Consider the following 13,524-nt stretch of genomic DNA (forward strand, 5'->3'; position numbering starts at 1 on the left):
TCAACCGAGGCGCGCATTCTACAGCAGCCTCATTTGCTGTCAAGTGATTATTTTCAGAAGTTTTCGAAGATTTCTTCAACAACTTCAACCACTTGCGCTTCCGATCTCTCGTCAGCGGGAGGCGAATAATACAGGACTGAATTTACCGGTCAACCCCCTCCGGAAAATTCTTTTCAAAACAAACAACTAAACCCGCCACTACTATAGATGCTGTCGTTAGCGTCGGATCGAAGGCAGGGCTCAAACCCCTGTTTCAGGCTGCGTCGTTGCGACAATGCCCCCTACGCCCTGATCAGCCATGGAGGTAGATGGTGTCGTACGCCTTGAAGGCGTGCTCCATCAACAGACGCTTCATTTATGGCTGTTATTAATGGGGCCATCGCCAACGACCATCGTCTGCAACAGATTTCACTGATCGCGCACAGGTATGATCAAACCCGACCAACTCCATCGGACCCACCCCATGCCTGCCTTCCGGATTCGCCCAACTCCCGCGCCATTGCTCAATCCTGATGAGACTGTGGTTCTGTTCGATGGCGTCTGCAAGCTGTGCAACGGCTGGGCACGATTTCTGATTCGCCACGACCGCGAGCACCGAATGCGTCCGGCTTCAGTGCAATCGCCAGAGGGCCAGGCACTGCTGGCATGGGCCGGTCTGCCAGTGGATCAGTTCGATAGCATGGCGGTGATCCGCGACCGGCATTATTGGGTGCGCTCGGATGCGGTCTTCGAAGTCATCGCACTATTGCCTGACCGCTGGCGGGTGTTCAGGCTTCTACGCATCTTCCCACGGATACTTAGGGATTGGGCCTACGACCGCGTGGCGCTGAATCGCTACCGGATCTTCGGCAAGTACGACACCTGCCTGTTACCCGATCCCGATCACGAACGCCGCTTTCTGAAAGCGAAGCTGTGAGCGCCGGGCTACAACAGCATTGAGCACCATTGCCCCGATTTTCATCTTCGTCGCCATCAGCAGGACGATCACGAACATTTTCCAGAAGTGGCTTGTTCAATGAGGTCTTGTCGGCCCAGGCTTCCTGCCTTGGGCGACGTCAAGACGAATGGCCGCTTTTTGGGCCGGAAGTGGCCGTCAAAAAATGGCTATTTCCGGCCCGTTCCGCGCTTTACAACTGTTTGCCGTCCCGCGCAGCAATCGCCACGGTGGCCGGAGATTCAGCCAGGGGAACGAAGCGTCGGGTTGCACCATCCAGTGCGTCGATGCACCCCGCCTCGATGTCGTAGACCCAGCCGTGCAGATTCAGGCGCCCCTGCTCGAGCGCGAGGGCCACGGAGGGATGCGTTCGCAGGTTCGCCAGTTGGGCGATTACGTTTTCGCGTACCAGGCCATCGAGCTTGGCGCGGGGCGTGTCGAACTCGTGGGCGGCGTTAATCGCTTTCGCGGCGTCCGAGTGACGCAGCCAGTTGGCGACCGCCGGAAGGTGATCCAGGCAAGTGCAGCGTGAAATCGCGCCCATCGCCCCGCAGTCCGAGTGACCGCAGATCACGATGTCCTGTACGCCGAGCACGGCGACCGCGTATTCGACGGTGGCCGAGACGCCGCCCGGTTCAGGGCCGTACGACGGCACAATGTTGCCGGCGTTGCGAATCACGAACAGTTCGCCAGGTTCACGCTGCGTCAGGAGTTCGGGCACAACACGGCTGTCCGAGCAGGTGACGAACAACGCCTTCGGATTTTGTGCCGTTGCAAGTTGCTTGAACAGCTCGACGCGTTGCGGGTAAACCTCGCGCTGAAAGCGCAGAAAGCCGTCGATAATGTCACGCATGATGTCCTCCAGAAGCGAATGCCAGGTGCTGGCACGAGCAGTCAATCCGCTGCCGTGCCTGGGTGGTCGTCATTATTGCAGAGGTCGCGTGCGTTGGCTGTACTCGATCAACGATGTCCTTCAGGCCGCGACCAGGGCCCTCCCCCCAGTGAAAGAAGAAACCTGCGCGACTGTCGTTGCGGCAGAAACCGCCAGGCACCGGTGTCTAAAAAAACCGCCGCCACTCATAATGCCGCCCTTCCCTACTCACCCATCCAAGTTCGCCAGCCATGCCTGAAGAGTTCGAAGTCCCCAGCCCCCACGAGCAACATATCGAGCACACCACCCATCACGCCCACGCGCAAGGCGATCGCTTCGCCAGCAAGATTGCGGTAATGACTGCGATCATGGCGACGGTCGGCGCACTGATGAGCTATCAGGCCGGCTCGACGGAAAGCGAGGCGGCCATGGACAAAAACAACGCGGCCATCCAGAAGACCGAAGCCGCCAACGAATGGAACTACTACCAGGCCAAGTCCAGTCGACAGAATCTGTCGGACCTGGCCAGCCACCTGCCGGGGCTGGACTCTGCCCATTACGCTGCCGAGGCGCGGCGCTACGGCGAGCAGAAGGAGGAGGCGCGCAAGAAGGCTGAAGCACTTGAGCAGCAGGCGCACGAGTGGGACGAGAAGTCAGAGCAGGCGCTGCACCAGCATCACCGCTGGGCCCAGGCGATGACCGCGATCCAGATCGCCATTTCACTGGCGGCCATCACCTTGCTGACGCGCAAGGAGTGGCTCAGGCGCGTCTCGTTTGGCGCTGCGGGTGTGGGGGTCATGTTGGGTTCGCTGGCCTGGCTGCATATTTGAGCAAGGTTGAATAGCGTAACCCTTCAAGCACCAAGCGTCTCGGTGGCCAGGAACATCTCGAGTGCGGCGAACGGCATCGGTTTGGCAAAGTAATAGCCCTGGAAAATATCGCAGCGGCTGCCCTTGAGAAAATTCACCTGAGACGCCGTTTCCACGCCTTCTGCGACCACCGTCAGGCTGAGGTGGTGGGCCATGGAAATAATGCCCTGAGTGATTGCTGCGTCGTGATGATCGGTGGCGATGTCCTCGATGAATGAGCGGTCAACTTTGATTTTGTCGATGGGCAATCGCTTGAGGTAGCTGAGGCTGGAAAAACCGGTGCCAAAATCATCGAGCGCAATGCGTACACCCAGGGCCTTGAGCCGGTGTAGCGTATCGATTGCCTGTTCAACGTTATGCAGCAGGAGTGACTCGGTAATCTCCAGCTCCAACTGCCCGGGGCTGAGTCCGTACAGGCTGAGCACTGCCTGGATAGACTCAACGAACTGGCCACGCTGGAAATGCATCGGCGAAATGTTCACGGCCATGACGATGTCTCCAAGGCCCTGATCAACGAGCTGACGTAACTGTGCGCAGGCCTTGTCGAGTACCCAGCGGCTCAGCGGGATGATTTGCCCACTTTCTTCAGCCACCGGCACAAACACCGCTGGAGAGATGAATCCTTTTTCCGGATGCTCCCAGCGCAACAAGGCTTCGATGCCGACCACCCGCCCCGTTCGCGCGTCCATCTGCGGTTGATAATGCAGCTGAAGCGATTGCGTTTCGATCGCCTTTTGCAGGTCATTGCGCAGGCTCGCGTGCTCGCAGACCCTCTGGTTGAGATCGCTGGTGTACCACTGGAAATTGTTGCGCCCCTGCTGCTTGGCCTTGTACATGGCCATGTCCGCCTGCTGGATCAATTGCATAGGCTGCTCGATCTGACCGTCGCTCAGGGTGATACCGATACTCGCGCTCACGTGCAGGTCAATGCCCTGAATGCAGTAGGGTCTGGCAATGCTGGCCATCAGGCGTTCAGCCACTGGCACCACGTCCTCGTCACGAAGCAGGTCCGGCAGCAGAACGATAAACTCGTCGCCCCCCATGCGCACGATGGTATCGCCGGGACGCACCTGCTGTGTCATGCGCTGCGCCACCTCGATCAACACCTGATCGCCGAAATAATGCCCGATCGAGTCGTTGATGGATTTGAATCCATCCAGATCGATGCACATCACCGCCAGTCGGCGCTTGCGACGATGACTGATGTGACAATCCAGAATGAGCCGGCCTTCAAGGGACGCACGGTTGAGCAAGCCGGTCAGCCCGTCATGGCAGGCGTTGAAGCTCAACTGGCGCTCGTAATGCTTCTGCTCGCTGACGTCGCGGGCAATGCCAAATACACCGACAATCGCCCCGTTGACCATGATCGGCAGATTGGAAATGTCCATGGTCAACAGTTTTCCGTTCTCGTCGAGAACCCGTGCTTCGAATCGTTGAGGCTCTCCCGCGCGTGCGGCAGCAAAATGCCGACTGACCCGTTGCAGGTCTTCTTCGAGCACCAGGCGCGAAAAATGATGGCCAATGAAATCGCTTGCCGTGTCCGGTTTCAGCTTCAGGCCTGCGGTATTCACACTCTGAATGTTACCGGCCAGATCGAGGGCGAAAACCGGGTTGGGGTTGTAGGTGAACAAAGAACGAAAACGTTGTTCGCTTTCTTCCAGACACTGACCATCGCGCTCATGACGGATTGCAATCGCCGCCAATTGCGCCGCGCTGGTCAGCCGTTGAATCTGCGCCTCACTTGGCCCGTTGACTCGATTCTGGTACAGCGCAAACGTCCCTACCACGCGCCCCTGATGCGAGAACAATGGCAGCGACCAGCAGGCCCGCAGATTGTATCCAAGCGCGAGGTTCCGAAACCGCTCCCAGCTCGGATCCCGGGCAATGTCCTCGGTGACCACCAGCTCCCGCCGAAAGGCCGCTGTACCGCAGGTTCCTTCCTGCGGACCGATGGGCATGCCATGGATGGCCTGACTGTATTCAGGCGGCAGCCCGGGTGCAGCACCATTAAGCAGGTGCTTGCCCTGCGTATCGGTGAGCAATATCGAACAAAGGGTGTCAGGGTCTTGCGCGTCGAGCATTGAACAGATGGCGGCAAGAATGTCGTCCAATTGCTGATTGGTCGCGATCATGCCAAGAATGTCACGTTGCGACTCGGGAAGACCCACGCCGTGATAGCTCGTGCAGGGGGTATTCATGTGGTTCCTGAGGACTGCCGAGACTATCCGTTCGTCATAGCGTCTGGAAAAGTGAGCGGCCGGGCACAGTCCAACCGTACCCCGAGCACTCTTTATAAGGCAGTGCCGCCGCCATAAGAAAGACTCAGATCAACGATAAAAGACCGCATCAGATTGGCCAGGATCGCCCGGCGCCTGCGAACCTCGCCGACCCTTTTATCCCAAGGCGAGGCTGACCGTTCAATCAGCGTCGACCCGCAGTTCCCGCACAAGAAACGCCAAGGACTCCACGCTAGCGTGATGATTATTGGCCGAACGCTGTGCATCCCATGACATGGCATCGTCAACGCAGAAATCGCCCGCGCACTCCAGGCTCAGATCGTTATCAAGCAGGCCGAGCGGAACCCAAACATAAGGCGATCCGCGCAGCGGGTTGGGCACGGTCGAACCACAATCGGCACAGAAGTCGTTTCTGTAACCGCTGGGCTTAACCCAGCTGCTGATCGAATCCTGCCCTGCTTCCCAGCGGAAATCGTGGACGCCCACCAGCGTGGCGAGGTTGTGACCGACACCGGTTTGCCTGCGGCACAATGAGCAGTGGCAGCGGTAGAAGAAGCGTGGTTTAACCGAAAGACTGAAGCGTACTGCGCTGCAAAGACACTGCCCTGTGGTCATGGGTTTCTCCTTTGGACGTCCATGCTGGAGTTACTTATGGTCAAAGCCGCATTCTAACCCTGCGAGCGCTCAGCCGTGACTCAAATGAACCGCCCGGAAGACGTCCCCGGTCAGTGGATACGCTGATTCTCACGGTGCCGAGCCAACACAACGGGGCTTGGCCCATCAGGGCGCTGGAGCGTGTGACGCTCACCCATCCGCGCACCGGTGAAGCCATCCTGCGCGAATAACCGGTCAGCCCAAAAAAGTATTTCGCCCGGTGCTGCATCCGTTTCCGGCGCTGCTGCGTACATTCATCACCCTCATTCGAAGGGTCGAAGAATCAAGGAGACGCACCATGCACTCGCTCATCAAACGCCTTGCTGTCGCTTGTTTCACCCTGCTTGCCCTTGGAGCTGGATCCAGCTTCGCTGCCGATACCGTGATGGTCGGTGGCGCGGCCATGTATCCAACCAAAACCATCGTCGAAAACGCGGTCAACTCCAAGGATCACACGACGCTCGTCGCAGCGGTCAAAGCCGCCGGGCTAGTGGATACGCTCAACAGCAAGGGGCCGTTCACGGTCTTCGCCCCCACCAATGAGGCGTTCGCAAAATTGCCCGCCGGCACGGTTGAGACCTTGGTCAAGCCGGAACACAAAGCCGACCTGACCAAGATCCTCACCTACCACGTAGTGGCCGGTACGCACACCGCCAAACAGTTGATGGACCAGGCGAAAATGCACGGCGGCAAAGTGATGCTGAAAACCGTCCAGGGCGAATCGCTGACCGTGATGCTGCACGATGGCAAGTTGTGGGTGGAGGACGCCAAAGGAGGCAAATCGGCCATTACCATTGCTGACGTCATGCAATCCAATGGCGTGATTCACGTGGTCGACACGGTGCTGATGCCCAATTGATCGCCTGACGCTGGCGGGCCCTCGGCAAAGGGCTCGCCTCGGGTGGTTTTCTGGCGATTCTCAAGAGTGAACGTGCTTGCCGGCAATCTGTCGGATTGCACAAGTGCTCAGCGGTGTCGGCATGCCGCAGCGAACGTCATAGAGGGCCAGCATGGACACCGAAAAACTCGAATTCGGCGCGAACGACATCGCGCAAATGCAGCGTTTCAACAAGACCCTCGGCTGGCTGCCTCGGTTTCGCATCCGCAATCGCGTCACGCCGCGTCTGATCCAGACCTTGCTGCGCGTCAGCCAAAAGGCCGGCGCGGACAAACTGCGCAAACATGGCCTCGAAGCCGAAAACACCGTGATTGATGCAAACGGCCTCTCGCTGCCGTTACGGATTATCAGGCCCAAAGGCAAAGCACGGGGCGTGGTGCTGGATTTTCATGGCGGTGGCTGGGTCATCGGCAACCCGCAGATGAACGACGAACTCAACGCGGGCATGGTCAATGCGTGCAACGTGGCGGTGGTCTCGGTGGATTATCGGCTGGCGACCAACACGCCGGTCGAGGGGTTGCTGGCAGATTGTCTGGCTGCCGCTCGCTGGTTGCTCGGCTGCAAGGAATTCGCGGATCTGCCGGCGATCGTCGTCGGGGAATCGGCGGGTGGGCATCTGGCGGCCGCGACATTGTTGGGGCTGCAATCTTCGCCCGAATTGTTGAAGCGCATTCACGGGGCGCTGCTCTATTACGGCGTCTATGACCTGACTGGAACTGCCAGCGTCCGCGCGGCGACTGCCGACACGCTGGTGCTGGACGGCCCGGGCATGGTTGAAGCGCTACGCCTGTTGACGCCGGATCGCAGCGACGCGCAACGCCAGCAACCGCCGCTGTCACCGCTGTACGGCGACTTTACCGACATGCCCCCTGCGCTGATGTTCGCCGGCGAGCTGGACCCGTTGCGCGACGACACCCTGGAGCTGGCCGCACGCTGGAACGCATCGGCAGCGGTTGAGGCGCACCTGCTACCCGCTTGCGCCCATGGGTTTATTCACTTCCCGACGGCGATGGCCGAGCGGGTGTTGGCGCACAGCCGGGCGTGGATCAATCTTCGGATCGCGGCGCAGCAAGCCACAGTCGACCGTGGCGCTCAGCTCACGCCAGCAACTCGGTAATCCACTGGATCTGCTGCGCCGTTTCCTGCAACTTTTCTTCGGGCACGGCCTGGCGCGCCTGGGTGAAACCGTTCAGGGTTTTCTGCTTTTTGCGCAACAAGCGCTGCCATTTGGCGAGAAAGGCCGGGCTGCGCGCCTGCATCTGCAGCGGGCCGAAGTACAGTTGTGCGGCGCTGTACGCCACCGGCCCGGAGCGCTCAGCGACGATGATTTCGTAGAAAAACCGGTTTTCCTGCAGCACGTCCTCGACAACGATGCAGTAGCCATTTTCCATCAGCCATTGACGCAGCGGCTGCTCGCCACCGTTGGGTTGCAAGATCAGCCGCTCGTGCCCGCTCAAGCGCGCCTTGCCACTGTCAAGGATGTCGCGGATGGTCTCGCCGCCCATGCCGCACAGGCTGATCGCGGTGATTGCGTCACCCGGCTCGATCGCCGCCAGACCACTGGCATGCCGCACGGTGATGTGCGCTTGCAGATCGTTGTCGCGCACCGTGCGCACCGCTGCGTGGAACGGCGTCAACGCCACCTCGCCGGCCACCGCCGCCACAATGACGCCACGGCGCATCAGCGCCACCGGTAGATAACCGTGATCCGAGCCGATATCCGCCAACCGCGCACCCGCTGGAACCTGCGCCGCCACACGCTCCAGGCGCATGGACAAAGTGTGTTCGTTCAACTGCCGCCCTCTTCCCCAACCACCGCCGGCACTGCTGGCCGGACAAGGGGCGCGACTCTAGCGAGGTGCGGCGGGCATTTCAAATGCGCGGCGCGTCCGGTGCTCCATGCTGTTCAGCCATCGCGCAGGCGTTTTATGCGGCGCAGCGGGAAACTGCGGATTTGCGCGGGGTTCGGATGGATACGTCCGAGCGGTTCGCGCCTGAAGACTATCCCCTTGGGCGTGATGAATCTGAGAGGTTGCCAAAAAGCCCGTTTCTATAGGCGCTAACGCCTGCTCAGCCACCTAGCCACTGGCTCGATTCACGCTTACCATACCCACAACTCGTATTACCGCGGCTGCTGAACCCGGTACTCACGAGGAAATGAACCATGGAAAGAACCCGCGCCTGGAGACGTCATCAGGCCCGTAAACGCGGCAACGGCAAAGCGGCTGATCCGCTGAAGTTCAAACCGCAAAAGAACTGGAAGCTGATGTATACCCGCGCCGAAAAACTGGCCAGGGCACGCCAACTGGGCATGAGCTATCCCATCCGCACCACCCGCCAACTGCTGGATCAAGTGTGACCAATCTCCTGTTCGTTTGCAGCCGTAACCAATGGCGCAGCCCGACGGCGGAAGCGATCTGGCGCCGCCGGCCCGGCTTCGAAGCCCGCTCGGCGGGCACCAGCCCCAACGCGCGCAAACCCATCGGCCCGGCGGATATCCGCTGGGCCGATGTGATTTTTGTCATGGAGCGCAAGCACCTCAATCGTCTGCAGGCTGAATACGCCCGCCTGCTTGAGCACAAGCCCATCCACACCCTGGATATTCCCGATGACTACCGTTTCATGGATCCCGAACTGGTAGACATCCTCGAAGACGCTGTGAAGCCCTATCTCGCGCCTCAGGCTTAGCACTCAGGCTGCCGCCCTCATCCAAGTACTTTCAAGTTGAGTAGTAAACATGAACCGTCAAAAGAAACTGCAGCAGTTGTTCAAGGAAAAGGCCAAGAAGGCCAGTGCCAAACTGGCGCCGAAAAAGCCCAAGTACATCAGCAAGGCTGACCGCCTGAAAATGGCTGCTGAGGCAGCGGCGGAACCGGTCGAAAGCACCGAGAGTTGATCCAGCCTTTCAGGCGTGCAGGGCCTCAGTCGGCGGAAACAGGCAGCCGACACGCCTATACGCCAACCACCAGCACATTGGCCGGGCGTGACGGGCCGAGCGTGGCGGCCAACATTGATCGCATGTCCTGAGGTTCGATTGTCCGCTACGAATCGACAACTGCCGATTACCCACCCTAGCGCAATGTCATGTCAGTCTGGCAACGGCCCCTGCCGGCACCACCCCCAGCTGCTCAAGCCGCCGCAGTTGCTCGACAATCCGCACGCGCTCGTGTTCGGGTGTCTCCCGGTCAGTGATCGAGTAAGTCTGCCCGCAGACCCACCTGCCTATCGGCTCAAGTGCTGACGAGTCACCAGGCTGGAGGCGAAGTTGCTGAAGCAGAAACCCGGCCTGGGTCCATTTGGGCATCAGCTCAAGGAGTGCCTGGCGCCGGGCGGCGGACAACGTTGGCCAGAGGTTCTCAAGCTGAGCAGTCAATGCCGATTCGATGACGCGCCATGGCTGGGGACGCAGTCCGTGGACACCCGCCTCGAACACACGCCGCGACGGATCCGCGATCGCCTCGATCAGCAACGCGGGCCTGTCCTCTCCCTCAAGGATCAAGACAAGCGAACGAACCTCACCACTGCTTTGGTTCAAGGCCGCACTCATCCACTCTTGCGGAATACGCACACCCAACGACAACGCCAATCCGAGCACGCCGAGCCAGCGGGCTTTGGTTGCAGGTATTGGCCCCGCCAGTTGCGCCTGAAGGACGTGCACGGGGTCGATCTGATACTTACTTGCGGCCCAAAGCGCAGTGGACCTTACCGCTGACGAGGCGTCTGTCAAAAAAGCCTCGATCAGCGGTGCACGGTCCGTTGGTAGCTCGATGGCCTGCAGAAATGACAGGCGTCTGAGGATGCTGCTGTTGCTCTCCAGCCCATAAGTAACGGCCTTGTGCGCCGAAGCCGGGGGAAGCGCCATGGCCCTGCCGAGTGCCAGCCGGCGCACGCCGAAATCGACATGATTCAGGCATGCGACGAGAAACGCCTCCAGCTCATCCGCGCCCTTTGCCCGAGTGAGCACCCTGAACAACATTCGTGTACAGGCGCCACGGCTGGCGTCGAAGGCTGCCGCACTTTGCTCAAGGCATTCGGGTGACGCCAGCAGCGCTTCAAGCTTGTCGAGGGTGACACCATGATCTTCTCGCCGGCGCTGCTCGAGGGCAAGAATGGCGGGCATTCGAGCGATCAGCCAAGGGGCATGCTCGGGTGTCAGGTAGTCTTCGAAAGCCTCTCTGGCCGCCGCGCGAACCTGCGGCACCCAATCGTTCAGCCGCACGACAATGGCTTCCAACCGCTCGGGCGACAGCGATGACCTGATGAGCCGCAGACCGACCTCCCGATCAAACCCCTGCCAGGAAGTGACCAGCGACTTCCAGTCTTGTGCACGCGGAACTGCTGGCAGGCCTGCAGGTTCGGCCGAATGCACGATGGCTGCGGCAGTGGAAGTCTTTCCAATGAGTCTTTGTAACCAACTTTTCCACATGCAGCTGACTATCCCTGATATCCGAACATTCGTGGGCCGTAGCATGCCTGTCAGCGCAATTTTTTGAAACGCGCGGACAATCGCTCACCAAGGCGAATGTGCTGATCGGGCCCCGCCAACACTCGGGCTGATGCACCTGCCCGCCCCGCTCCCCGGAAATTTTTCTCGGCGTGCGGTTCGATCACCTAACCTCATAGATTGTGTGCTCAACGAGAACCGGTCCCGCCCATGCGCAACGCCTTGAAGTCATTGTTGTTTGTGACGCTGATTCTGCTCGCGCCGGGTGGTTCGGCGCTGTGGGCGGCGGACTTGCCGGCGCCGTCGGCGACCACCACGGTGCCGCTGCTGGAGGTCTCGCAAAGCGATCTGCAAGCGCTGCAAATGCGCCTCGACGGGTTGAAGCAGCAGATTTCCGCCGCCAACAACTACAACCAGCTCGAAGGTCCGCAGGACCGGGTGCAGGCGTTCATCCTGGATGTCGATCGCTTGTCGGCGTCATTGTTGCCGCAGCAGGCGCAACTGGCGGTGCAACTGGGTGTGCTCGGCGCGGCGCCGGATACGCAAATTGCCGCTGAACAAGCCGATATCGCCGCGCAACGGGCGACACTCAGCGAGCAAAAGAACAAGGTCGACGCCACGCTGAAAAGTCTGGCCGCGCTCAAGCAAAGCGCCGCCGACCTGATCACGCAAATTGCCGGTATTCGCCGCACGCTGCTCGAAAGCGAACTGACGCTGCGCACCGACAGCATTCTCAGTCCGGATTTCTGGTCGCCTCTGGTTTCGCCGGCGCCCGACGACCGCCAGCGGCTGACTTTTTTCATCGATCAGGTCAACAACACCTGGGCCACGGTCTGGGCACCCGGGCAGCGGTTTTTCACCTGCGTGCTGGTGCTGTTGGCGCTGCTGTTCTGGACCCTCGGACGACGTCTCGCCGAGCGCGCACTGACCTGGCTGTGCATCCACCGCATGCCGGAGGGCCGCCTGCGTCGCAGCGCGCTGGCGTTCGCCTCGGCACTGGCGACGTTGGGCACCACCGCCATCGCCTTGCACCTGCTGTTCTATGCGTGCACCCGCCACGCGCCGTTACCCCCGATGCTGTCGACGTTCTCCGAGGAGTTCGAAAAAGCCGTCTACGCCTGCGCCCTGATCACCGCCCTGAGCCGCGCGCTGCTGTCGACGCAACATCCGTCGTGGCGGCTGCCGGCGATTGCCGATGCCGTGGCACTGGCGCTGAAACCCTATCCGCGGATTCTCGCAGCCACCCTGCTGGTGCTGGTGACGCTGGTGCAAGTCTGCAACGCCACCGGCATGAGCAGCCAGATCGTGATCGCCCAGCGCGGGGTGATCGCCATCGTGGTGATCGCGATTCTGGTGCCGTTGCTGATCCGCACTGGCAAGGTGCGCAAGGCGTTGCTCAGCGCCAATGACCCGGAGGCCGGCAGTACGTTCGCCGGGGTGATCTACAGCGTTGCCACGGTGTCGATGTGTATCTCGGCGCTGGCCCTGCTCACCGGTTACGTGTCGCTGGCGCGGTTCATCACCTATGAACTGGTGTGGGCGTATATCGTGCTGTCGGGGTTCTATTTGCTGATCGAGGTGGTCAAGGACGCCTGCGAACATCTGTTCTCGCCGCGCTACCCGGCCGGCAAGACCATCAAGCAGACGCTGGGCATGAGCGACCGACGCCTGGAGCAAATCTCGACGGTGCTGTCCGGCGCCAGCCGCGCCGGGCTCTTGCTGCTGGCGGTGATCACCCTGTTCGTCGGCGGCATCGGCACCACGTTCGGCCAGTTGACCACCAACATCATGGGCATTCTCGGCGGCGCCGGACTGCGCAAGCTGAACATCGTGCCCGCTCATTTGCTCAACGCGGTGCTCGCCTTGCTGATCGGCATCTACCTGATCCGCGCCCTGCGTCGCTGGCTCGATAACGAGTTTCTGCCCAAGACCGATATGGACCCGGGCATGTGCGCATCGCTCAGCACGCTGTTTTCCAACATCGGTTATGCCGCGGTCATCCTGCTGACCCTGTCGTCACTGGGCGTGCGCTGGACCAACCTGGCGTGGATCGTCAGCGCCCTGTCGGTGGGGATCGGCTTCGGCCTGCAGGAGATCGTCAAGAACTTCGTCTCCGGGCTGATTCTGCTTACCGAGCGCCCGGTGAAAGTCGGCGACCTGATCAGCATCAGCGGCGTCGAGGGCGACATCCGCCGGATCAACGTACGCGCCACGGAAATCCAGCTCAGCGACCGCTCCATCGTCATCGTGCCCAACTCGCAGCTGATCTCGCAGAACCTGCGCAACGTCACCCTGGGCGGCAGTGCCCAGGGGGTGGCAAGCCTGGAGCTGATGTTCCCGCTGGACATCGACCCCGAACAGGTCAAGGAACTGCTGCTTACTACCTACCTGGAAAACGAACACATCCTCGACAAACCGGCCGCGTACGTGCGCTTCAGCAAGCTCTCGCCGGACGGCATCACCCTGACGGTGACGGGTTATGTCGGCAGCCCGCGGATCGTTGGGGGGACCAAGAGCGATCTGCTGTTCGAGATTCTCAAGCGGTTGGGGGATGCGGGGATAGCGCTGGCAAAACCGGCCTCGAGCCCGTGACCCTGCAGGGTTTTGCGGTGGACAC

General features: G+C 60.6%; 13 protein-coding genes. 8 read left to right on the forward strand and 5 right to left on the reverse strand.

Annotation, left to right across the window (positions count from 1 at the left end; genetic code table 11):
- Window positions 1–463: 463 nt before the first annotated feature.
- Window positions 464–916, forward strand: coding sequence for a thiol-disulfide oxidoreductase DCC family protein (locus tag J5M57_RS23955; RefSeq protein ID WP_207849328.1), 453 nt, complete (start codon window positions 464–466; stop codon window positions 914–916).
- 211 nt (window positions 917–1,127) lie between these two features.
- Here the strand turns inward: J5M57_RS23955 and J5M57_RS23960 are convergent, their stop codons facing one another.
- Window positions 1,128–1,787, reverse strand: a complete 660-nt coding sequence (locus J5M57_RS23960; RefSeq protein ID WP_064587274.1) for a carbonic anhydrase — start codon at window positions 1,785–1,787, stop codon at window positions 1,128–1,130.
- 269 nt (window positions 1,788–2,056) lie between these two features.
- On the opposite strand from J5M57_RS23960, the gene J5M57_RS23965 reads away from it, so the two are divergent.
- Window positions 2,057–2,635, forward strand: a complete 579-nt coding sequence (locus tag J5M57_RS23965) for a DUF4337 domain-containing protein (protein WP_207849320.1) — start codon at window positions 2,057–2,059, stop codon at window positions 2,633–2,635.
- A 23-nt stretch (window positions 2,636–2,658) separates the two neighbouring features.
- Here the strand turns inward: J5M57_RS23965 and J5M57_RS23970 are convergent, their stop codons facing one another.
- Both J5M57_RS23970 and J5M57_RS23975 read right to left on the reverse strand, forming a co-directional pair.
- Window positions 2,659–4,872, reverse strand: a complete 2,214-nt coding sequence (locus J5M57_RS23970; protein ID WP_207849319.1) for an EAL domain-containing protein — start codon at window positions 4,870–4,872, stop codon at window positions 2,659–2,661.
- Window positions 4,873–5,091: 219 nt separating this feature from the next.
- Entirely contained in the window at window positions 5,092–5,526 is a 435-nt protein-coding gene (locus tag J5M57_RS23975) for a GFA family protein (protein WP_207849318.1), read from the reverse strand.
- Window positions 5,527–5,863: 337 nt separating this feature from the next.
- Between J5M57_RS23975 and J5M57_RS23980 the strand changes: the two genes are divergently transcribed.
- Window positions 5,864–6,424 carry a fasciclin domain-containing protein gene (locus tag J5M57_RS23980; RefSeq protein WP_207849317.1) on the forward strand — a complete coding sequence of 187 codons (561 nt, stop codon included), beginning with the start codon at window positions 5,864–5,866 and terminating at the stop codon, window positions 6,422–6,424.
- A 151-nt stretch (window positions 6,425–6,575) separates the two neighbouring features.
- Entirely contained in the window at window positions 6,576–7,580 is a 1,005-nt protein-coding gene (locus J5M57_RS23985; protein ID WP_207849316.1) for an alpha/beta hydrolase, read from the forward strand.
- On the opposite strand, the gene J5M57_RS23990 is transcribed toward J5M57_RS23985, so the two are convergent.
- Complete coding sequence (locus J5M57_RS23990; protein WP_207849315.1) at window positions 7,561–8,256, reverse strand: tRNA (adenine(22)-N(1))-methyltransferase TrmK; 696 nt, start codon at window positions 8,254–8,256, stop codon at window positions 7,561–7,563. The genes J5M57_RS23985 and J5M57_RS23990 overlap by 20 nt on opposite strands.
- A 371-nt stretch (window positions 8,257–8,627) precedes the next feature.
- On the opposite strand from J5M57_RS23990, the gene J5M57_RS23995 reads away from it, so the two are divergent.
- The 3 genes from J5M57_RS23995 to J5M57_RS24005 are packed head-to-tail and all read left to right on the forward strand — an operon-like array spanning window position 8,628 to window position 9,359.
- Window positions 8,628–8,822 (forward strand): hypothetical protein, encoded by a 195-nt coding sequence (locus J5M57_RS23995; RefSeq protein WP_169840459.1) that lies wholly within the window; start codon window positions 8,628–8,630, stop codon window positions 8,820–8,822.
- Entirely contained in the window at window positions 8,819–9,151 is a 333-nt protein-coding gene (locus J5M57_RS24000) for a phosphotyrosine protein phosphatase (protein ID WP_064587266.1), read from the forward strand. Before J5M57_RS23995 ends, J5M57_RS24000 begins: the two co-directional genes overlap by 4 nt.
- A gap of 49 nt (window positions 9,152–9,200) precedes the next feature.
- Entirely contained in the window at window positions 9,201–9,359 is a 159-nt protein-coding gene (locus J5M57_RS24005) for a DUF2986 domain-containing protein (RefSeq protein WP_064587265.1), read from the forward strand.
- A 186-nt stretch (window positions 9,360–9,545) separates the two neighbouring features.
- Here the strand turns inward: J5M57_RS24005 and J5M57_RS24010 are convergent, their stop codons facing one another.
- On the reverse strand, window positions 9,546–10,889 hold the full coding sequence (locus J5M57_RS24010; RefSeq protein ID WP_207849314.1) for a hypothetical protein: 1,344 nt from the start codon (window positions 10,887–10,889) through the stop codon (window positions 9,546–9,548).
- 228 nt (window positions 10,890–11,117) lie between these two features.
- Here J5M57_RS24010 and J5M57_RS24015 point away from each other — a divergent pair, with 228 nt between their 5' ends.
- Complete coding sequence (locus tag J5M57_RS24015) at window positions 11,118–13,499, forward strand: DUF3772 domain-containing protein (protein WP_207849313.1); 2,382 nt, start codon at window positions 11,118–11,120, stop codon at window positions 13,497–13,499.
- Window positions 13,500–13,524: the final 25 nt, after the last annotated feature.

It is taken from the genome of Pseudomonas sp. 86_A, from assembly GCF_017491705.1.
Classification (GTDB): Bacteria; Pseudomonadota; Gammaproteobacteria; order Pseudomonadales; family Pseudomonadaceae; genus Aquipseudomonas; species Aquipseudomonas koreensis.

Excerpts from the sequence above, each read along its gene's own strand:
- J5M57_RS23955 (WP_207849328.1), top strand. The coding sequence starts at position 464 with ATGCCTGCCTTCCGGATTCGCCCAACTCCCGCGCCATTGCTCAATCCT.
- J5M57_RS23960 (WP_064587274.1), bottom strand. The coding sequence starts at position 1,787 with ATGCGTGACATTATCGACGGCTTTCTGCGCTTTCAGCGCGAGGTTTAC.
- J5M57_RS23965 (WP_207849320.1), top strand. The coding sequence starts at position 2,057 with ATGCCTGAAGAGTTCGAAGTCCCCAGCCCCCACGAGCAACATATCGAG.
- J5M57_RS23970 (WP_207849319.1), bottom strand. The coding sequence starts at position 4,872 with ATGAATACCCCCTGCACGAGCTATCACGGCGTGGGTCTTCCCGAGTCG.
- J5M57_RS23975 (WP_207849318.1), bottom strand. The coding sequence starts at position 5,526 with ATGACCACAGGGCAGTGTCTTTGCAGCGCAGTACGCTTCAGTCTTTCG.
- J5M57_RS23980 (WP_207849317.1), top strand. The coding sequence starts at position 5,864 with ATGCACTCGCTCATCAAACGCCTTGCTGTCGCTTGTTTCACCCTGCTT.
- J5M57_RS23985 (WP_207849316.1), top strand. The coding sequence starts at position 6,576 with ATGGACACCGAAAAACTCGAATTCGGCGCGAACGACATCGCGCAAATG.
- J5M57_RS23995 (WP_169840459.1), top strand. The coding sequence starts at position 8,628 with ATGGAAAGAACCCGCGCCTGGAGACGTCATCAGGCCCGTAAACGCGGC.
- J5M57_RS24005 (WP_064587265.1), top strand. The coding sequence starts at position 9,201 with ATGAACCGTCAAAAGAAACTGCAGCAGTTGTTCAAGGAAAAGGCCAAG.
- J5M57_RS24010 (WP_207849314.1), bottom strand. The coding sequence starts at position 10,889 with ATGTGGAAAAGTTGGTTACAAAGACTCATTGGAAAGACTTCCACTGCC.
- J5M57_RS24015 (WP_207849313.1), top strand. The coding sequence starts at position 11,118 with ATGCGCAACGCCTTGAAGTCATTGTTGTTTGTGACGCTGATTCTGCTC.